The organism is Pseudomonas inefficax, assembly GCF_900277125.1.
Lineage (GTDB): Bacteria > Pseudomonadota > Gammaproteobacteria > Pseudomonadales > Pseudomonadaceae > Aquipseudomonas > Aquipseudomonas inefficax.
In genome coordinates this window covers 42,919-62,883 of record NZ_OPYN01000046.1, presented here as the reverse complement: position 1 = coordinate 62,883, position 19,965 = coordinate 42,919, and the positions used below count along the sequence as shown (strand labels likewise).

Annotated in this window: 15 protein-coding genes and 3 pseudogenes; 8 read left to right on the top strand and 10 right to left on the bottom strand. The window is 61.4% G+C overall.

Translation table 11 applies throughout. The features are described from left to right. The first annotated feature begins 63 nt into the window (after positions 1-63). Positions 64-420 (top strand): hypothetical protein, encoded by a 357-nt coding sequence (locus tag JV551A3_RS05000; RefSeq protein ID WP_025337630.1) that lies wholly within the window; start codon positions 64-66, stop codon positions 418-420. A gap of 67 nt (positions 421-487) precedes the next feature. After that, a complete protein-coding gene (locus tag JV551A3_RS04995; RefSeq protein WP_133970213.1) occupies positions 488-985 on the top strand; it encodes a GreA/GreB family elongation factor in 498 nt (165 codons plus the stop codon). A gap of 123 nt (positions 986-1,108) precedes the next feature. Here the strand turns inward: JV551A3_RS04995 and gdhA are convergent, their stop codons facing one another. From gdhA to JV551A3_RS04980, 3 genes are all read right to left on the bottom strand, one after another. Continuing rightward, entirely contained in the window at positions 1,109-2,449 is a 1,341-nt protein-coding gene (gene gdhA / locus JV551A3_RS04990; RefSeq protein ID WP_133970212.1) for an NADP-specific glutamate dehydrogenase, read from the bottom strand. A gap of 314 nt (positions 2,450-2,763) precedes the next feature. Then, on the bottom strand, positions 2,764-4,431 hold the full coding sequence (gene ettA, locus JV551A3_RS04985) for an energy-dependent translational throttle protein EttA (protein WP_085601695.1): 1,668 nt from the start codon (positions 4,429-4,431) through the stop codon (positions 2,764-2,766). Positions 4,432-4,914: 483 nt separating this feature from the next. Further along, on the bottom strand, positions 4,915-5,328 hold the full coding sequence (locus JV551A3_RS04980) for a hypothetical protein (protein ID WP_112251931.1): 414 nt from the start codon (positions 5,326-5,328) through the stop codon (positions 4,915-4,917). Between the two features lie 247 nt (positions 5,329-5,575). Between JV551A3_RS04980 and JV551A3_RS04975 the strand changes: the two genes are divergently transcribed. The 3 genes from JV551A3_RS04975 to JV551A3_RS04965 all read left to right on the top strand — a co-directional run bounded on the left by JV551A3_RS04975 (position 5,576) and on the right by JV551A3_RS04965 (position 12,233). Beyond that, positions 5,576-9,406 carry a sensor domain-containing protein gene (locus JV551A3_RS04975; RefSeq protein ID WP_133970211.1) on the top strand — a complete coding sequence of 1,277 codons (3,831 nt, stop codon included), beginning with the start codon at positions 5,576-5,578 and terminating at the stop codon, positions 9,404-9,406. A gap of 342 nt (positions 9,407-9,748) precedes the next feature. After that, positions 9,749-11,002 carry a serine hydroxymethyltransferase gene (gene glyA / locus JV551A3_RS04970; protein ID WP_133970210.1) on the top strand — a complete coding sequence of 418 codons (1,254 nt, stop codon included), beginning with the start codon at positions 9,749-9,751 and terminating at the stop codon, positions 11,000-11,002. A 277-nt stretch (positions 11,003-11,279) separates the two neighbouring features. Further along, on the top strand, positions 11,280-12,233 hold the full coding sequence (locus JV551A3_RS04965; RefSeq protein WP_133970209.1) for an arsenic resistance protein: 954 nt from the start codon (positions 11,280-11,282) through the stop codon (positions 12,231-12,233). 259 nt (positions 12,234-12,492) lie between these two features. Here JV551A3_RS04965 and JV551A3_RS04955 read toward each other — a convergent pair whose 3' ends face one another. Next, complete coding sequence (locus tag JV551A3_RS04955; RefSeq protein ID WP_133970207.1) at positions 12,493-13,422, bottom strand: malate dehydrogenase; 930 nt, start codon at positions 13,420-13,422, stop codon at positions 12,493-12,495. Positions 13,423-13,674: 252 nt separating this feature from the next. Between JV551A3_RS04955 and JV551A3_RS04950 the strand changes: the two genes are divergently transcribed. Beyond that, on the top strand, positions 13,675-14,184 hold the full coding sequence (locus JV551A3_RS04950) for a ferritin-like domain-containing protein (protein ID WP_085618674.1): 510 nt from the start codon (positions 13,675-13,677) through the stop codon (positions 14,182-14,184). Positions 14,185-14,226: 42 nt separating this feature from the next. On the opposite strand, the gene JV551A3_RS04945 is transcribed toward JV551A3_RS04950, so the two are convergent. The 4 genes and pseudogenes from JV551A3_RS04945 to JV551A3_RS31325 form a co-directional block, all read right to left on the bottom strand. Beyond that, positions 14,227-15,102, bottom strand: coding sequence for a manganese catalase family protein (locus JV551A3_RS04945; RefSeq protein ID WP_133970206.1), 876 nt, complete (start codon positions 15,100-15,102; stop codon positions 14,227-14,229). Between the two features lie 58 nt (positions 15,103-15,160). Then, positions 15,161-15,253: pseudogene (locus tag JV551A3_RS30940) on the bottom strand (con-10 family general stress protein); the annotation flags it as partial. Further along, a pseudogene (locus tag JV551A3_RS31330) lies at positions 15,254-15,400 on the bottom strand (con-10 family general stress protein); the annotation flags it as partial. It abuts the pseudogene before it with no gap. Then, positions 15,395-15,514, bottom strand: a pseudogene (locus JV551A3_RS31325) (KGG domain-containing protein); the annotation flags it as partial. The pseudogenes JV551A3_RS31325 and JV551A3_RS31330, both read right to left, overlap by 6 nt. A 460-nt stretch (positions 15,515-15,974) precedes the next feature. Here JV551A3_RS31325 and JV551A3_RS04935 point away from each other — a divergent pair. Beyond that, positions 15,975-16,226 carry a hypothetical protein gene (locus tag JV551A3_RS04935; protein ID WP_085618681.1) on the top strand — a complete coding sequence of 84 codons (252 nt, stop codon included), beginning with the start codon at positions 15,975-15,977 and terminating at the stop codon, positions 16,224-16,226. A gap of 483 nt (positions 16,227-16,709) precedes the next feature. On the opposite strand, the gene JV551A3_RS04930 is transcribed toward JV551A3_RS04935, so the two are convergent. Then, the gene (locus JV551A3_RS04930; RefSeq protein WP_133970218.1) at positions 16,710-16,937 is read right to left on the bottom strand and encodes a hypothetical protein; all 228 of its coding nucleotides are present in this window, start codon (positions 16,935-16,937) and stop codon (positions 16,710-16,712) included. Between the two features lie 646 nt (positions 16,938-17,583). Between JV551A3_RS04930 and JV551A3_RS04925 the strand changes: the two genes are divergently transcribed. After that, the gene (locus JV551A3_RS04925) at positions 17,584-18,342 is read left to right on the top strand and encodes an NYN domain-containing protein (RefSeq protein ID WP_133970204.1); all 759 of its coding nucleotides are present in this window, start codon (positions 17,584-17,586) and stop codon (positions 18,340-18,342) included. Between the two features lie 133 nt (positions 18,343-18,475). Here JV551A3_RS04925 and JV551A3_RS04920 read toward each other — a convergent pair whose 3' ends face one another. Then, on the bottom strand, positions 18,476-19,660 hold the full coding sequence (locus JV551A3_RS04920) for a hypothetical protein (RefSeq protein WP_133970203.1): 1,185 nt from the start codon (positions 19,658-19,660) through the stop codon (positions 18,476-18,478). Between the last annotated feature and the right edge of the window lie 305 nt (positions 19,661-19,965).

Sequence of the window (19,965 nt, the reverse complement as noted above, 5' to 3'; positions counted from 1 at the left end):
TTGACGGTTCCCCGACAGATCGCCACCTAGACTTTCCAGTATCAACCGGAGGGTTTTGTGGTTATGTCGCGGTACTGGTTTGGCGTGTGCATGGCGTTGTTGCTGTCTGGTTGCGAAACCACCCACGAGCAGATGGTCAATCAGGGTTATCCCCCCGCCTATGCCGATGGCTTCCAGGACGGCTGCAGCAGCGGCCGCCAGGCGGCGGGGCTGATGGTCGGTGGTTTTCGTAAGGACGTACCGCGCTACCTGCACGAGCGCCAGTACGAAAGCGGCTGGGACGACGGTTTTCGCCAGTGCCACGCCATGCAGAACAGCGAAGAACAGCGCCAGTACCACGAGCGCTTCTGGGACCAGCGCGAGCGCGACTGGGAGCAGGAAAAAGACCGCGATGCCGCACGCGCCTATCGCCACAACTGAGTCGCAAACGGACATTCCTTGAAACCGGCAGCCTGCGATGATGGTCTCCTGCACAAGGAGGCCACACATGAGCCGAGCATTCGTCAACGAAGACCAGGCCGCCGCCCAGGCTGATCAGCCGGTCGAGCGACGGGTCAGTGAACAACCCAACTACGTCACCGCCAGCGGCCTGCGCCAGCTGCAGGAGCGCGTGACCGAACTGAATGCCCTGCGCAGTGAACTGCAGGCCCAGGGTGAACGGGGCGACAAGCAGCGCCTGGCAGATACCGAACGGGACCTGCGCTACTTCAGCGCGCGGGTGCAGAGTGCCCAGGTAGTGCCGGCGGCGATGTCCCGCAGCAAGGTACAGATTGGAAGCCGGGTGCGGTTTGTCGATACGCAGGATCAGGAACATGTGGTGCGGCTGGTGGGCGAGGATGAGGCGGATGCCGGGCGGGGGCTGATCAACTGGGGTTCGCCGTTGGGGCGGGCCTTGCTCGGGGCGGGGCCTGGGGATGAGGTGCTGTGGCGTCGACCGGCGGGGGATCAGATGATCGAAGTGGTTGAGGTTATGGGTGAAGAGTGAGGGCCGTGGGGGCTGCTTTGCAGCCCATCGCGACACAAGGCCGCTCCCACAAGAGTACGCAATTCCCTGTGGGAGCGGCCTTGTGTCGCGAAAGGGCCGCAAAGCGGCCCCAACGGCATCTGCTCAAACGACGCCTTGCGCCAGCATCGCATCAGCCACTTTCACGAAGCCTGCGATATTCGCACCTTTGACATAGTTGATGCTGCCATCGGCCTCTTCACCATAATGCACGCAAGCATGGTGAATCGACTGCATGATGTTGTGCAGCTTGCTGTCCACCTCACCGGCAGTCCATAGCAGGCGCATGGCGTTCTGAGACATCTCCAGGCCCGACACGGCCACGCCGCCGGCGTTGGAGGCCTTGCCCGGGGCGTACAGGATGCCGGCTTCGAGGAAGATATCCACAGCCTCCAGGGTAGTCGGCATGTTGGCGCCTTCGGCCACGCAGATGCAGCCATTGCGCAGCAAGGTGCGGGCGTCTTCGGCGTCCAGCTCGTTCTGCGTGGCACACGGCAGGGCGATGTCGCACGGCAGGCTCCACGGGGTCTGGCCCTTGCGGAACTCCAGGCCGAACTGCGCGGCCAGCTCGCTGATGCGGCCACGCTTGACGTTCTTCAGCTCCATCACCGCATCCCACTGGGCATCGGTCAGGCCAGCTTCGGCGTACAGGGTGCCTTCGGAATCAGACAGCGACACCACCTTGCCGCCCAGGTCCATGACCTTGCGCGCAGCATACTGGGCCACGTTACCCGAACCGGAAATCGCCACGCGGCAGCCATCGATACGCTTGTCCTGGCGCTTGAGCATTTCTTCGGCAAAGTACACGCAGCCGTAGCCAGTGGCTTCCGGGCGGATCAGGCTGCCGCCGTAGGTCATGCCCTTGCCGGTCAGCACCGAAGTGAACTGGTTGGCCAGGCGCTTGTACTGGCCGAACATGAAGCCGATTTCGCGGGCACCCACGCCGATGTCGCCGGCCGGGACGTCCAGGTCAGCACCAATGTGGCGGTACAGCTCGCTCATGAACGCCTGGCAGAAGCGCATGACTTCGGCGTCGCTCTTGCCTTTGGGGTCGAAGTCCGAGCCGCCTTTGCCGCCGCCCATGGGCAGCGAGGTGAGGGAGTTCTTGAATACCTGCTCAAAGGCCAGGAACTTGAGCACGCCCAAGTTGACCGACGGGTGGAAGCGCAGGCCGCCTTTGTACGGGCCGATGGCGCTGCTCATCTGGATGCGGTAGCCGCGGTTGACCTGCACCTTGCCCTGGTCATCGACCCAGGACACGCGGAACAGTACGGCACGCTCGGGCTCGACCATGCGTTCCAGAATGCCCGCCTGCAGGTAATGCGGGTTGGCCTCGAGGAATGGCCACAGGCTGCGCAGCACTTCTTCCACCGCCTGGTGGAATTCTGGTTGGCCTGGGTCGCGTTGCTTCAGGCGCGCGAGGAAATTGTCGACAGATTCGATCATGGTAGACATCTCACCAAGAGGATTGGACTTATTGGTTTTTTTCAGGAATGTACCAAGAAGCAATCGCACCGGAATAGGGCGAGATGTCGTTTTTTTGAAATTATTTGGTGCGTTTTCTATAACTGTATACAAACCAGCCATCAGTGGTGGCATCTTCGCGGGTAAACCCGCTCCCACAGGGTTTTTGCAAAAGTTTAAAACTGTGGGCTTTCCTGTGGGAGCGGGTTCACCCGCGAAGAACCCCACACCGCTTTCCAGCCAGGCACAAAAATGGGGCCTCAAAGGGCCCCATTCCTGTGCATCAGAACACCGGCTTACTGGGCCAGCTTCTTGTGCCGTACACGGTGCGGCTGGGCAGCAGCATCGCCCAGGCGCTTCTTGCGGTCGGCTTCGTACTCGGTGTAGTTACCCTCGAAGAACACCACGTTAGAGTCGTCTTCGTAGGCCAGGATGTGAGTAGCCACACGGTCCAGGAACCAACGGTCGTGGGAGATCACGATCGCCGCGCCCGGGAAGTCCAGCAGGGCTTCTTCCAGCGAACGCAGGGTTTCGACGTCGAGGTCGTTGGACGGTTCGTCGAGCAGCAGGACGTTACCGCCCTCCTTCAGGGTCAGGGCCAGGTGCAGGCGGCCACGTTCACCACCGGACAGGTCCTTGACGAACTTCTGCTGGTCGCCACCCTTGAAGTTGAAGCGGCCCACATAGGTACGCGACGGGATCTCGTAGTTGCCGATGCGGATCATGTCGGAACCGTCGGAAATCTGCTGGAACACGGTCTTGGCACCGTCCAGGTCCTCGCGGCTCTGGTCGACGCAGGCCAGCTGCACGGTTTCACCGATCTCGATGCTGCCCGAGTCTGGTTGTTCCTTGCCCATCAGCATGCGGAACAGAGTCGACTTACCGGCACCGTTACCACCGATCACGCCGACGATGGCGCCTTTAGGCATGGAGAACGACAGGTTGTCGATCAGCACGCGATCGCCGTAGCCCTTGGTGACGTTCTTGAACTCGATGACCTTGTCGCCCAGGCGCGGACCGGCCGGGATGTAGATCTCGTTGGTTTCGCTGCGCTTCTGGAATTCCTGCGACTGCATTTCTTCAAAGCGCTGCAAACGGGCCTTGGACTTAGACTGGCGGGCCTTGGCGCCTTTGCGCACCCACTCCAGTTCCTCTTTCATGGCCTTTTCGTGGGCGCTCTGCTGCTTGGATTCCTGCGCCAGGCGCTCGGACTTGGCTTCCAGCCAGCCCGAGTAGTTGCCTTCGTACGGGATGCCAGCGCCGCGGTCCAGTTCCAGGATCCAGCCGGCGACGTTGTCGAGGAAGTAACGGTCGTGGGTAATGGCTACCACGGTACCTGGGAAGTCGTGCAGGAAGCGCTCCAGCCAGGCCACCGAGTCGGCGTCCAGGTGGTTGGTCGGTTCGTCCAGCAGCAGCATGTCGGGGGCCGACAGCAGCAGGCGGCACAGGGCCACGCGGCGCTTCTCACCACCGGACAGGTGCTCGATGCGCGCATCCCAGGCCGGCAGGCGCAGGGCGTCGGCGGCAACGTCCAGCTGGCGCTCAAGGTTGTGGCCGTCGGCAGCCTGCAGGATGGCTTCCAGCTTGGCCTGCTCGGCGGCCAGCTTGTCGAAGTCGGCATCCGGTTCGGCGTAGGCTGCATAGACCTCGTCCAGGCGCGCCTGGGCGTCCTTGATCACGCTGACCGCTTCCTCGACCACTTCGCGCACCGACTTGTTCGGGTCCAGTTGCGGTTCCTGCGGCAGGTAGCCAACGTTGATGTCGGGCATCGGACGGGCTTCGCCGTCGAATTCCTTGTCGACGCCCGCCATGATCCGCAGCAGGGTCGATTTACCCGCGCCGTTCAGGCCGAGCACGCCGATCTTGGCGCCCGGGAAGAACGACAGGGAAATGTTCTTGAGAATTTCCCGCTTCGGCGGCACGACCTTGCTCAGCCGATGCATGGTGTAGACGTATTGAGCCAAAACCAAGCCCTCTAATCAGATAGGTAAAGACATCGACGATCGCCCCGGCGCGCTGGCCAGGGGGATGTATTTACGGGGTGTCATTGAACAAAGTCGACCATTCTACGCCAACGCGCGGCGTTGCATAGGAGGGGCGGATGGTGGGGTGGAATCGGAAGGAATCTATTGCCTGGACCGGCCTCTTCGCGGCTAAAGCCGCTCCCACAGGTACTGCACAGTATTCAAAGGCAGTGATATCCCTGAGGAGCCCCACAGGAACTGCACAGAACTCAAAGGCAGTGATATCCCTGAGGAGCCCCACAGGAACTGCACAGAACTCAAAGGCAGTGATATCCCTGAGGAGTCCCACAGGAACTGCACAGAACTCAAAGGCAGTGATATCCCTGAGGAGTCCCACGGGAACTGCACAGAACTCAAAGGCAGTGATATCCCTGTGGGAGCGGCTTTAGCCGCGAAAGGGCCGGCACAGCAGCCAACTATGGCTCAGACGTGACGCTGCCTGGCCTTGCCGCGCGGCAACCGGCAACGCTCGCCCTGCTCGGCCAGGCGCGCGGCCCAGGCGGACTTCACGCTGAAGCCACCGCTGCGAGCCGGCTGCTGCTCGGCAGCCTTGGCCGGTTTGGCCGGTTTGGCGGCCGCAGGCACATTGCTGACGACCTTGGCCGCCGGCTTGGCCTCGGCCACGGCAACTGCCGGCTCTGCTGCCGCCTTGGCGGTCTTGCGCAGTTCAGCCAGCGACGGGCTTTTGCTCTTGGCGACAGCTGCCGCCTCCGGTTTGCTCAGCGAACGCTGGCAAGACTTGCAGGATACGTCCTCGGTCACGGCAGTGCTGACAAGGGTCTGACTGCTGCGCCCGCAGGCGGAATCGAGGCCATTGGAGGAAAAGTGAGTAACCAAAACCGAACATCTCCGATGCGTTGTCATTTGAAGCGGGCGCATTCTCGCACAGGTTGCAGGGGCTTGCCGAACCACCGGGCAGGCACCATCGGTCATATCGGCTGGCACTTTGCCATAATTCTCGGCATGCTAGCTCGTTTCGGGTGTCCGGCCTTATAGTGCGCCACCGCGGTCTGGCAACCAGACACCGGCACACACCGTGCATGATCCATCCCTGCCATCGCCAGCCAAATCGCAGGATCAACGCTTGACCAATCTTACTCATCCGTCGTCATTGCGTTCCGCGCCACAGACGCCCGCCGCCTCGCTGCGCGGGTCGATCAAGGGTGCGTTGGCGCTGCTGGCCCTGATCCTGCTGGGCCTGCTGCTGTGGCAACTGTTCGCCCAGTTCAACCATACCCAGGCCGACCTGCGCAAACAGAGCCTGGACGCCACCGCCGAACTGGCCGACCACCTGAGCCTGAACATGGCGTTCAAGGCCCAGCAGGCCGTGAATGTGGTGCAGCCCTACGTCAAGGCGCCGACGCCCTCGGCCTTGCCCAGCCTGCTGGCCACCCTGCGCGAACGCCTACCGGCCCTGCAAAACGTGGCCTGGCTGGACGCCACCGGGCAGGTGCAGGCCGACAGCCTGGCCGGCAGCCCCGATCGCCATTTGCTTGACGAACTGCTCAGGCTGAACCAGGGCAGCCCGTACTTCTTCACCAATTCGGCCGACAACCGCACCCTCTACCTGTTGCTACGCCAGGCCACCGAACAGGGTCGCGGCTACTGGCTGCTGCGCCTGTCACCGGATTACTACCGCACCCTCACCCTCCACCTGGATAGTGCCGGCCACCCGCTGTGGCTGCTGGAAAACAGCCGCAACGGCGAAGTACTGCAAAGCCATGCGCCAGCCGATACCAGCAACGAGCCGCTGCAAAGCGTGATGCTGGCCTTCATCGACAACAGTACCTGGCAGTTGCGCGGCCTGTTCGACGCCAAGCTGGCCCAGCAGAAGCTGCTGCCGGCGCTGCTCGGCAAATGTCTGCTGGTGCTGTTCTGCGCCCTGTTGCCGGTACTGGCCCTGATCAACATGCGCCGCCGCCAACGGGCGCTGCAGGAAGACCGTCGGCGCTATCAGGAAATCTTCGAAGGCACCGGCGTGGCCCTGTGCGTGCTCGACCTGTCCAGCCTGCCCGGCCAACTCGACCGCTACCACCTGCGCAACCGTGCCGCGCTCAAGCACAGCCTGGCGCTGGACCCGAACCTGCGCCGCTCGCTGCTGCTGGAGCTGAAGATCACCGAGATCAACCAGGTGGCCCGCCAGTTGTTGAACATCGACAGCCACGAAGGTGCCTGGCAGCGCCTGATCGACGGCACAGGCGATGGCCGCGACAGCATCGGCATGCAACTGATTGACGCGCTGATCGAGCAGCGCCCGCTGCTGGAGCTGGAAGTACGCCTGCCGGCGCCGCTGGGTGGCGAGCTGCACCTGTGGCTGATGGCCCGCCTGCCGCAGCAGCGCCGTGACTACCAGGCGGTCATCCTCAGCATCAGCGACATCACCAGCCGCAAGCAGGTGGAGCTGTCGCTGCTGGAGCGCGAAAGTTTCTGGTCGGACGTGGTGCGCACCGTGCCCGACCAGCTGTACGTGCAGGACGTGCTCAGCCAGCGCATGATCTTCAGCAACCGCCACCTCGGCCAGACCCTGGGCTACGACCGTACCGAGCTGGCGCAGATGGGCGACCGCTTCTGGGAGCTGCTGCTGCACCCCGAGGACGCCGCGCACTACCAGGCGCTGCGCCAGCAACAGCGCGACAGCGGCCATGACCAGCCGCTGCACTGCCAACTGCGCTTCCGCCACCGTGATGGCGGCTGGCGCTGCTACGACATCCGCGAACAAGTGCTGACCCGTGACGCCGACGGCCTGGTGACGCGCATCATCGGCGTGGGCAAGGACGTGACGGTGCAGATCGAGGCCAGCCAGTCACTGCGCGACAGCGAACAGCGCTACCGCATGCTCGCCGAAAGCATCAGCGATGTGATCTTCTCCACCGACAGGCTGCTCCAGCTCAACTACGTAAGCCCCTCGGTGCAGAGCGTGCTGGGCTACCAGGCCGACTGGATCTTTACCAACGGCTGGCAGTCGATCGTTGCCAACCCCTCCCAGCTCACCGGTATCTACAGCCTGATGGAACGCGTCAGCAAGGCCATGGGCGACCCGGCCCAGCTGGCCCTGCTGCGCAGCCAGTTGCCCACCCAGCTGTTCCTGTTCGACTGCCTGCGCGCCGATGGCCGCAAGATCCCCATCGAACTGCGCCTGGTGCTGGTGTGGGACGATGAAGAACGCTTCGAAGGCGTGCTTGGGGTAGGCCGCGACATCAGCCAGCAACGCCGCGCCGAAAAAGACCTGCGCATGGCCGCGACGGTATTCGAGCATTCCACATCGGCCATCCTCATCACCGACCCGGCAGGCTATATCGTCCAGGCCAACGAAGCGTTCAGCCGCGTCAGTGGCTATGCCGTCAGCGAGGTGCTCGACCAGTTGCCGGGCATGCTTACCGTCGACGAGCAGCAGGAAGGCCACCTGCGCTACGTGGTCAAGCAGCTGTTCCAGCGCGGAAGCTGGGAGGGCGAAGTGTGGCTAAAGCGCCGCGACGGCGACCACTACCCGGCCTGGGTCGGCATTACCGCGGTGCTGGACGACGAAGGCGACCTGGCCAGCTACGTGTGCTTCTTCACCGACATCAGCGAGCGCAAGGCCAGCGAACAGCGCATCCACCGCCTGGCCTACTACGACGCCCTCACCCACCTGCCCAACCGCACGTTGTTCCAGGACCGCCTGTACAACGCCCTGCAGCAGGCCGAGCGGCAAAAGGCCTGGGTGGTGCTGATGTTCCTGGACCTGGACCGCTTCAAGCCGATCAACGATTCCCTCGGCCATGCCGCTGGCGACCGCATGCTCAAGGACATGGCCCAGCGCCTGCTGGCCTGCGTGGACAACGACGACACCGTGGCGCGCATGGGCGGCGACGAGTTCACCCTGCTGCTGCAACCGCGCGCTACCCGCGAGATGGCACTCAACCGCGCCATCCACGTGGCCGAAAACATTCTTGCCAGCCTGGTGCGGCCGTTCGTGCTGGAAAACCGCGAGTTCTTCGTTACCGCCAGCATTGGCATCGCCCTCAGCCCGCAGGACGGCAGCGAGCTGAGCCAGCTGATGAAAAACGCCGACACCGCCATGTACCACGCCAAGGAGCGCGGCAAGAACAACTTCCAGTTCTACCAGGCGGAGATGAACGCCAGCGCGCTGGAACGCCTGGAGCTGGAGAGCGACCTGCGCCATGCCATGGAACAGAACGAGTTCATTCTCTACTACCAGCCGCAGTTCAGCGGCGACGGCAAGCGCCTGACCGGCGCCGAAGCCCTGCTGCGCTGGCGACACCCGACCCGCGGCCTGGTGCCGCCGGGCGATTTCATCCCGGTGATCGAAGAGCTGGGCCTGGTGGTGGACGTGGGCGACTGGGTACTGCGCGAGGCCAGCCGCCAACTCAAGGCCTGGCACAAGGCCAAGGTGCGTGTGCCCAAGGTGTCGGTGAACATCTCGGCGCGGCAGTTCTCCGACGGCCAGCTGGGCACGCGCATCGCCACCATTCTGGAAGAAACCGGCCTGCCACCGGCATGCCTGGAACTGGAACTGACCGAAAGCATTCTGATGCGCGAAGTGAACGAAGCCATGCAGATTCTCGCCAGCCTGAAAAACCTCGGCCTGAGCATCGCGGTGGACGACTTCGGCACCGGTTACTCGTCGCTGAACTACCTCAAACAGTTCCCAATCGACGTATTGAAGATCGACCGCACCTTCGTCGACGGCCTGCCCGAAGGCGAGCAGGATGCGCAGATTGCCCGGGCGATCATCGCCATGGCCCACAGCCTCAACCTGGCGGTGATCGCCGAAGGCGTGGAAACCCACGAGCAGCTGGAGTTCCTGCGCGAGCATGGTTGCGACGAAGTGCAGGGCTACCTGTTCGGGCGGCCGATGCCGGCGCATCAGTTCGAGGCGCAGTTCGCCAACGAGACGTTGTTCATGTTCCATTGACCCCGACGCCTCCTGGCGGGCACGGACTCTTGTAGGAGCGGCCTTGCGTCGCGAAAGGGGCGCGCAGCGGCCCCACGATTGCAGCGTTGCCGCCGAAATCGTCGGGACCGCGTTGCGGTCCTTTCGCGACGCAAGGCCGCTCCTACAGGGACCGCACCCGGGCTGAGAAGCGCGCCTGTAAAAACGGACCTTTGAGTCAACTCCGATCCCCGCCCAGCCCAGACACGGCGCGGGATGCAACATGAAGCCCATTGGTCCGCGACTTGATGCCACTTCATATGCCAGCCGCGAATCAATCGGTTAGAATGCCCCCCCAATTCACCCCGATCCTTGAGGACCGCCATGTTCAGCCGTGATTTGACCATTGCCAAGTACGACGCCGAGCTCTTCGAAGCCATGCAGCAAGAAGCTCTGCGCCAGGAAGAGCATATCGAGCTGATCGCTTCGGAAAACTACACCAGCCCGGCAGTCATGGAGGCCCAGGGCTCGGTCCTGACCAACAAGTACGCCGAAGGCTACCCAGGCAAGCGCTACTACGGTGGTTGCGAGTACGTCGACGTCGTCGAGCAACTGGCCATCGACCGTGCCAAGCAACTGTTCGGCGCCGACTACGCCAACGTCCAGCCGCACGCCGGCTCCCAGGCCAACGCCGCCGTCTACCTGGCCCTGCTGTCGGCCGGTGACACCATCCTGGGCATGAGCCTGGCCCACGGTGGCCACCTGACCCACGGTGCTTCGGTAAGCTCCTCGGGCAAGCTGTACAACGCCATCCAGTACGGCATCGACGGCAACGGCCTGATCGACTACGACGAAGTCGAGCGCCTGGCTGTCGAGCACAAGCCGAAGATGATCGTTGCCGGCTTCTCTGCCTACTCGCAGGTTCTGGACTTCGCCCGCTTCCGCGCCATCGCCGACAAGGTCGGTGCCTACCTGTTCGTCGACATGGCCCACGTTGCCGGCCTGGTTGCCGCTGGCGTATACCCGAACCCTGTTCCGTTCGCCGACGTGGTCACCACCACCACCCACAAGACCCTGCGCGGCCCGCGCGGCGGCCTGATCCTCGCTCGCAAGAACGAAGAGATCGAGAAGAAGCTGAACTCCGCCGTATTCCCAGGCGCCCAGGGTGGCCCACTGGAGCACGTCATCGCGGCCAAGGCCATCTGCTTCAAGGAAGCCCTGCAGCCTGAGTTCAAGGCTTACCAGCAGCAAGTGGTGAAGAACGCCCAGGCCATGGCCAGCGTGTTCATCGAGCGTGGTTTCGACGTGGTTTCCGGTGGTACCCAGAACCACCTGTTCCTGCTGTCGCTGATCAAGCAGGAAATCTCCGGCAAGGACGCTGACGCCGCCCTGGGCAAAGCCTTCATCACCGTCAACAAGAACTCGGTACCGAACGACCCACGTTCCCCGTTCGTCACCTCGGGCCTGCGTTTCGGCACCCCAGCCGTTACCACCCGTGGTTTCAAGGAAGCCGAGTGCAAGGAACTGGCTGGCTGGATCTGCGACATCCTGGCTGACCTGAACAACGAAGCGGTGATCGACGCCGTGCGTGAGAAGGTCAAGGCCATCTGCAAGAAGCTGCCGGTTTACGGCAACTGATTGGCGATTGCCTGACAGGAAAAAGCCCGGCCTAGTGCCGGGCTTTTTCGTTTGATTCAGGGTGCATGACTTGAAGTCGATGCGGTCAATGTGGAGCGGCCTTGTGTCGCGAAAGGGGCGCGCAGCGGCCCCACGATTGCAACTTCATCATCGAGATCGCCGGGACCGCTTTGCGGTCCTTTCGCGACACAAGGCCGCTCCCACAAAAAACCACGATATCCTGCTGCCATCTCATATTACCCTGTGCCCTTCCGCACCACCGAGCACAGGCCATACCTTGACCAGAGAGCAACTCGAAACCCACCAGGTCCCCATCTACTTCGCCGCCGTGCTCGCCGCCGTCACGTTCGGCCTGCTGGCCAGCGACACTGCACGCCACCTGCAAGCCCTGGTCACCCCCGCCATCGCCGTGCTGATGTACGCGATGTTCCTGCAAATCCCCTTCCTCGACCTGCGCCAAGGCCTGGGCAACCGCCGCTTCATCGCTGCCCTGCTGCTGGCCAACTTCGTCCTCGTGCCGCTACTGGTCTGGGCCATCACCCGCGGGTTGGTCGAACACCCGGCGATCCTCATGGGTGCGCTGCTGGTGCTGCTGACGCCGTGCATCGACTACGTGGTGGTGTTCACCCACATCGGCAAAGGCGACTCCCGCCTGACCCTGGCCGCCACCCCCGTGCTGCTGTTGGTGCAACTGGCGCTGCTGCCGCTCTACTTGGCCCTGATGCTGGGTGACAACAGCAACGTGGCCATCTCCATCACCCCGTTCGTGGAAGCCTTCGTGCTGCTGATCGTGCTGCCGATGGTCCTCGCCGTTCTCACCAGCGCCGGCGCCCGTCGCTCGCGCACGGTCTCGACCTGGAACGATGCCTGGGCGTGGATGCCGGTACCGGCCATGGCCCTGGTGCTGGTGGTAGTGATCGCCTCGCAGATTGCCGTGGTACTGCGTGATTTCGACCGCTTGCTGCCGGTGGTTCCGGTGTACATCGGCTTCATGCTATTGGCGCCAATGCTCGGGTTCGTTGCGGCGCGCTTGCTGCGCTTGCCGGTGACCGAGGCACGCTCGGTCACCTTCAGCGCCGCCACGCGGAACTCGCTGGTGGTGCTGCCGTTGGCGCTGGCACTGCCAGAAGAAATGCGCGGGCTGGCCGCCGCTGCGGTGATTACCCAGACGCTGGTGGAGTTGGTGTGTGAACTGGTTTACGTGCGGGCAGTGCCGCTGCTGGTGCGCTGAACCGTCAGCCCCGCCAGAGCAACAGAATGTGTTGCCGGTACTGGCCTCATCGCCGGCAAGCCAGCTCCCACAGGGACCGCGCAAATCCCCAGGCCTGCGGTGAACCTGTGGGAGCGGGCGAGCCCGCGAAGGGCTGCGAAGCAGCCCCTCGATAACTGCGGCAGCGTTAACATCCGGGGGCCGCTTCGCGGCCCTTTCGCGACACAAGGCCGCTCCTACAACCGACCGCGCCAGCCCGCCCCAAGGCGCTTGGCCTCGCTTACAAGGCCTTCATCTCAGCGATATCCCGCGCCACCTGATCAGCCGATTGGTCGAACATCGCCTGCTCCTGCGCATCCAGCGGCAACTCGATCACCTGCGCCAGCCCCTCCCCTGCCAGCACACAGGGCACACCCATGGCGATGTCCGTTCGCCCGTACTCGCCCTCCAGAATCGCCACTGCCGGCAAGATGCGGCTTCGCCCATTGACGATCGCATCCACCATCTGCGCAATCGCCACGCCCGGCGCATCGCAGGCACTGCCCAGCTTCTTCAGCCCCAGAATCTCGCCACCACCCTTGCGGGTGCGTTCGACAATCTGCTCGATCTGCTCGCTGGAGAGGAAGTGCGCCAGCGGCACCGAGCCGATCTGGCAATAGCGCATCAGCGGCACCATGCTGTCGCCATGCCCGCCCAGGACCAGCGCCGTGATATCCCGGGCAGAAAACCCGGTCTGCTCGGCGATGAAGCACTTCATGCGCGCGGTATCCAGCACCCCCGCCTGGCCGAACACCTTGCTGCGCCCCTGCCCGCTGAGGCTCCAGGCGCGGTAGGTGAGTACATCGACCGGGTTCGACACCACCAGCACCGTCGCCGTTGGCGCATGGTGTTTGATGTCCGCCATGATGCTATCGATAATCGGCAGGTTGATGCTGAGCACGTCCTGACGCGACTGCCCAGGCTTGCGCGGCACGCCTGCGGTGATCACCACCAGCTCAGCCCCGTCCAGCATTTCAGCCTTGGCCCCGCCGTAAACGCGGGTATCGGACCCCGACTCGACTGCCGCCTGCCACATGTCCAGCGCCTTGCCCTGGGCCAACTCGCCCTGCACATCCATCAACACCAACTCACGGCACAACTCTTCCCGGGCGATGATCTGCGCCGCCGCCTCGCCGACCATGCCGGCACCCACGATTGCTAGTTTGTTCACGTGACACCTCCCAGCGGCGCGCGCCACCAGGAACACGCCTGCAATACACAGAAGTATTGCCCGCTGAGGCGAAAAGGCCACTCGAAGGTTGATGCCAGCCATCCCCGGTGCAGCACCCGGCCGACCAGGTAGGTACTTTTTCGTGGATGTCCTCGGTCTCGCCTTCTCTTGCGCCGTTCGTCGGTCCAGCCGACCGTGGCAGCGGTGAGGGTTCTCTGAACAGATACCCATCACTGGAAACGAGGACTGATCATGGCAACTCCAAGGGACAACCTGCTCGACTGGCTGCGTGATGCCCATGCAATGGAGCAGCAAGCGGAAAGCATGCTAAAAGGCCAGGCCGAGCGCCTGGAGCACTACCCGGAACTCAAGGGCCGTATCGTCAGGCATATTGAAGAGACCCAAGGCCAACAGCGCGTGCTGGTGGAGTGCATCGAGCGCTTGGGCGGCAGCACATCGACCTTGAAGGACCTGGCCGGCAAACTCATGGCGTTCGGGCAGGCAGTGGGCGGGATGGCCATGAGCGATGAAGTGGTCAAAGGCGCCATGGCAGGGTACGTGTTCGAGAACATGGAAATCGCGTCTTACACAGTGCTGATCGAGGCGGCCGAGGCGGCCGGGGACAGCGCCACTGCACAGGCATGTCGTTCGATTCTGAAGGAAGAAGTCGCCATGGCCGAATGGCTGAAGGAGCACCTGCCGGAGGTAACCCGGGCGTTCCTGGCCCGCTCGGCCGACCCTGATGCCACAGCCAAGCGCTAAGTGTGCTGCCCCGCGCCGGATCAACTCCGGCGCGGGCATTTCTCATTGTTGTCCACTGTTGACCTTGCCCAGCTCCGCTCCGGTCAGAGGTTGCGCCTCCGGGTTCGACTGCGTGCGAAGCTTCATTGCCTCGACCGCCGACGCACTGTGCTCGTCCAGCTGGACGCTGGCAGAGCCATCGCCGCCGTCTACCGCCGGATGAGGCTCGTCGACATAGATCCAGTCCTGCCCCTGGTTCCACGCCCCACGCATTTCACCGCCCTGGGACAGGTTGAAATAGGTGCGGTTGAGCTCTGGGTCACCTGGCAACTTGCCTTGCGGGAAGTTTGGCTGGATGGCGTGCAATGCCTTCTCGAACGACATCTGGTGGGCGATTTCGCGGCTCATCAGGAAGCCCAGCGCGTCTTTGATGCCTGGGTCGTCGGTGAGGTTGATCAGCCGTTCGTAGACGATCTTGGCCCGTGCCTCGGCGGCGATGTTCGAACGCAGGTCGGCAGTCGGTTCGCCAATGGTATCGATGTAAGCAGCGCTCCAAGGTACGCCGGCGGAATTGACCAGCGGCGCCCCGGCCCCATACAGCAGGCTGGTGACATGTGAGTCATTGCCAGCACCGGTGAGCGAGCGGTAGAGCTCGCCCTCGGCCTCCACGCCCTCAGCAAGGTTGCCCTTGGCCCCTTTGTTGAGCATCACCACGATCGAACCGATGATCTCCAGGTGGCTGAGCTCCTCGGTCGCGATGTCGTAGAGCATGTCCTTGCGGCCTGGGTCGTCCTCACTGACCGCTTGGGTGAAATAGCGCATGGCGGCAGCCAGCTCCCCCTGCGGGCCACCGAACTGCTCCAGCAACAGGTTGGCCAGGCCCGGATCAGGCTGTGCCACCCGTACGGTGTATTGCAATCGCTTGTTGTGCATGAACATAAGCAGCTCCTCAGGCATGCAGGGGCAGCGCGGCTGCCCCTGCGTTTTTCACGGATGACTAGCGGTTGTCGTCACTCTTGCGACCACCGCCGTGGCTATGCTGGCCACCGACCCGTCCGGCCTCCGAAGCCTTTTCCCGGTCATTGGCGAAGTTGCCTCCGGACTCCTGACCGCCCTTGCGGCCAGCTTCGGACGCACGCTCAGGGTCGTTCTTGAAATTGCCACCCGACGCCTGGCCACCCTTGTGGCCTGCTTCCGATGCACGCTCTGGATCGTTCTTGAAGTTACCCCCTGACATCTGGCCGCCTTTCTGCCCGGCCTCCGATGCCTTTTCGCGATCGTTGGCAAAGTTGCCTGGATTGGTATTGGCGTTGCCACCTTGGTTACCGCGGTTGTCCTGATTGCTAGCCATGATTGGAACCTCATGTCGGTAGTTACACAGGAAGGTCTGTGTTCATCAGTGACAGAGCCCAAGCGGCGCATCTCGCAACGGATTTTAAAGGAGCTGACGAAATGCCCTAATGGATGTGGCCCCTACTTCTTGCGAAAACGATCATGGTGGCGAGGTATACAAATCGCGTTTATCAGCGGCCCTCAAAGCCTTGTCCAAAAACAATCGCTCGCCTGTGGGGCGAAACACAGTTTGATTCCCAGCCAGCCATCTATCCGGCTGAACGGATGCGGCTCGATCGGGATCAACCTAACTGAGCTGCTTGTCCCAGTTCCGCCAAGAGGGCATTCGCAATGGTCAACTACCTGTACTTGATCCCCTGCATCCTCGGCCAGCCCGGTACCTGCGAGTTATGCAGTTACCAGGAAGACTTGCACTGCGAAGTGTCATCGCTCGCTGATGTGCAGGCGCAGTTTTCGGCATGAACGCGTTCAGCGAGGAGATAGCCCTGGGACAGCGCCGGCTCGAAGCGATCAATCGCTGGTTTCTGCTGTACGACGACGTCGAGCAAAGACGAAACTGCCCTAGCACCCACCACGAGGAATTGTTGCGCCTGGCCGATGAGATGGACCGCCTTGGATTGGTGGACTGGCGCGAGTGGCGGGACCTGCGGCGGCTGGCCGATCGAGGCTTTCTGCGAGCGATTGCGGGCTCTGACTATCACGGCGTTTAGTGCTGGCCGGCTGTGGTGGATAAGGAAAGAGCCCGCCACAAGGCGGGTTTCAGGAGGGCGTGCCATTTGCCCCAGCGCCTTCCCACTGCCGCAGCCAAAGCAGATACCTCATGATTTCGCGCCCCCTGTAGGAGCTTGCCTGCGATGGGCTGCACAGCAGCCCCATACTCTACCTGGCAGGAATAAACCCCAGGCGACCTTTGGCAGAGGGCCAGTCGCCAATATCTGGCTCGCCCCAACAATGATTGCTATTCAAAGCGAAGACGAGCGAAGCCCGTGCCGTTTTGCCGTTTCCCCGCGCCTGCACCACTGCCACAGGTAAAGCAAATATCCAGGAATTAGCGCGGTCCCTGTGGGAGCTGGCTTGCCTGCGATGGGCTGCGCAGCAGCCCCATACTCTACCTAGCAGGAGTAAACCTCAAGCGGCCTTCGCCAGAGGGCCAATCGCCAATATCTGGCCCGCCCCCCCAACAACGATCTTGCCTAACTTTCAGGGCCCTGCCCGTTTCGCTCCATCACCTTTCCACACTGCTCACTGGCCAAACGGCTGATGATCCGGATCGCCTGATGGATACCGGCCGTGTTGCGAAAGCTCAGGCGTGGGTTGTGTTCGCACTCCAGCATTTCGTCGTGCTGGACCAGGGCTTCGCCTAGCAGTTCGAGGGTCCAGGCGTAGCTTTGGATGGTGGATAGGCGTTCTTGGTTAGTCATGGCGTGCCTCCCTTGTTTCCGAGACACAGCGAGATTGGCTGGAGGTGAGATCACTGACGGCCATAGATGAACGACGGTGGAGAACGGATGCGTGGATCCTGGATGAACTTGAGATAAGCATGCATGACACTCCAAGTTTGAGTTGGAGCTACCACGATCCTTCCTACGGGATTGGGTGGCAGCTGTGCATGGGGTAGGAATACCGGGAAACTTGGAAACCCGGCCAGGCCGAAGCCTGCCCACACACAGCCGCCATGACACAGCACGGCAGGCACAAAAAAAGCGCCAGCTGTGGTGCAGGGGCGCGTAGTGCGTGCGCCAAGTTTACCAACGGGTTCCTACGCCCGGTCACGGAATTTTCCGCGACGGGGAAATTTAGCCTCACATTTCTCAACTAAACAAGTGGCAAAGTTGTAGGAAACGTCGTCAAATAACGTGCGAACAGCGTCTAACTTTAGGTCAAAGCCACATACGGCCCTCCGCATTCACATACCCATTCAGAATTCGAATGCAGCGACATAGGCTCAGCTGAAAACGCCAAGGCGAGGTGATGCGCACGATGAACATTGGAACTGCTGCCACGGCAGTTGAGCTAGAGTTTGGTGACACAGGAACTAACGGGGGTTGACCGTGGGAGTCGAAACGGATAGCACTGCTGATTGACTGCGACAATGTGAGCCATGCTTCCATCGGGGGCGTGCTCGATGAGCTGGCCAAGTACGGCATGGTCAACATCAGGCATGCACACGGGAACTGGAGTTCTCCCCTCCTCGCAGGCTGGGTCGAGAAGATCCACCCGTTCGCCATCCGCCCCATGCAGCAATTCGCTTTCACCAAGGGCAAGAATGCCACTGACTCGGCGATGATCATTGATGCGATGGATTTGCTATACAGCAAAAATGTCGATGCCTTTGCGCTCATGACAAGCGACAGCGACTTCACCCCGTTGGTGCTTCGGTTGCTGGAAAGTGGCTTGCCGGTCTATGGCTTTGGGGAGAAAAAGACACCGAAGCCATTTGTAGATGCGTGCTCGCAGTTCATCTACACGGAGAACCTGCTTGGCGATGATCAGGAGAAAATTGTTGAAGGCGAAGCGTCGAAATGCAGTAAACGCACCCGGAACGAGCTTCGCAATGACACATCACTTGTACGCTTGCTGAGAACTGCAGCAGAGAAGACCGCCGATGACGCAGGCTGGTCGCACCTCAGCCAGGTCGGTACTTTTATCCGCAACAACAGTTCGTTTTCAGCCGTGAACTACGGGCACCGGACCCTTGGCGATCTGATTCGAACCTCAGGGCTGTTCGAGATCGATATGCGGAATGGTGGAACGGCGATGTTCATCAAAGCTGCTCGGAAATCAAACCCGCTAATGCATTCCCAAACTGAGGTATCCATCTCATGAATCCGTGCTTCGGCTGCGGGAGACAGGAACCAAACGAAGTAGGTTACGCCTAGTAATTACTAGGATTTTCCATCACACCTCACGAAATGTATCCCTAAACGTATCCCTAAACGAGAATCTGCCCTGCTGTGACTTACTCGGCAGCTTCACGAGCACGCTGGAGGTTCTCCACAATGTATTCTCCATGGTTCTCGATTAACAGCCGATCGAGCTCCAACCTAGGAATGACACCTGAGCGATCAACCTGACTGACAAATCGGCTGTACATGTTAGAACCTGGTAGGTCAGCACCGGTTTCACGAGGCATCCTGATAATCCGTTCGACATCATCACGACCTAGGCTGTCAAACAACGGGATGACCAGCTTCTCAATAATTTCGTTTGTCGCATGCCAGTTGCGAGATTCAGAAAGCAACTGCAATGCCTGGGGCTTAACAAGAGTTCCTAGACCGTGCTCCTGTATTGCAGTAGCGAGGCGGTCGATACTGAGACCCTGGATTCGTAGGTACGCTGCGTTAGCAAACGAGGGATGGCGCCCCACGGCCAAGGCCGGCAACACATCACCTTCAGGCCCTACCCTGAGAAATTCGTTCAAGCGTACGCGCGCAGCCTCGTCAATAAGTCCCGTGATCTCAGGTGCCGTCGCTATTAACCGCGCCACTGATGGCAAGCCCAGGTCTCCTACCTGCCGAACTAGAGCACTTAGCTGCTGGGAAATTCGCGCCTCAGCAACCGCTCGGTGAGAATCGAGCAGCACCGACAGCACAGCACCAACCTGGGTCTTTGCAAACACAGGGCTCTCGTTATTGGCAAATCCGAAAATGAGGGCGTCGACTAGACCACGAACCAGGGCATCCGACGGATTGGCTAAAGGGGTTTGAAGCAGAGCAATTGATGCCTGGTGGTGATCCCTTGGAAAATATTCAGAGGCGATGGTAGTAAGCAGCTCAGCAATAGCGGCGCGGCCCTGAATAGGAGGCTGAGACAACACATGCTCTACAGCGTTACGGAGGTGGAGCCTTGCAAGCTCAGCATTTGGGCGATGAGGAATTCCTGCCGACTGAAATGACGGGTGAGCACATTGATGTCGGTCTTCACGGAGACGCTGGAGATCGCGCATTTGCTGGTGGTCAAAAAAACCCAGCTCAGTTCCGCAGGTACTGATGATGGTACGTTCGAAATCGAGGGCATTTTTTACCCCTTGATCGTTACCCTCGTTGATCTGGTCGATGTAGGTTTCATAGCGATTGTTGATGCGCTGGGCGGTGGCGTCATTTGCAAGCGCGAGATCCCTGATCTTGTCGACCAAGTCAAACACGACAGCGATCCACACATTGACAATGGCCGACCTGTAAGCGCCAGCCTTGTAACATTGGATCGACTCAGAAATGTAGTCCCTTGAACGCTCTGCTCGGCACTTGAGCACAAGGGTGTCTAGGTCAGCTAAGGAGTCACTCATCCATCAACCTTTTGTGTAAGGCACTCGCTTCATGCTCGCGCCGCTGGAAGGCTGAGCATAACCGAAGGTATGCAATTGGGTAGGTACGAGAGGGCCTAACTCTGACGGAGATCAGCGAAATGGCGGGTGTCAATGAAGGCGCACCATTCATCACCAGTTCACCT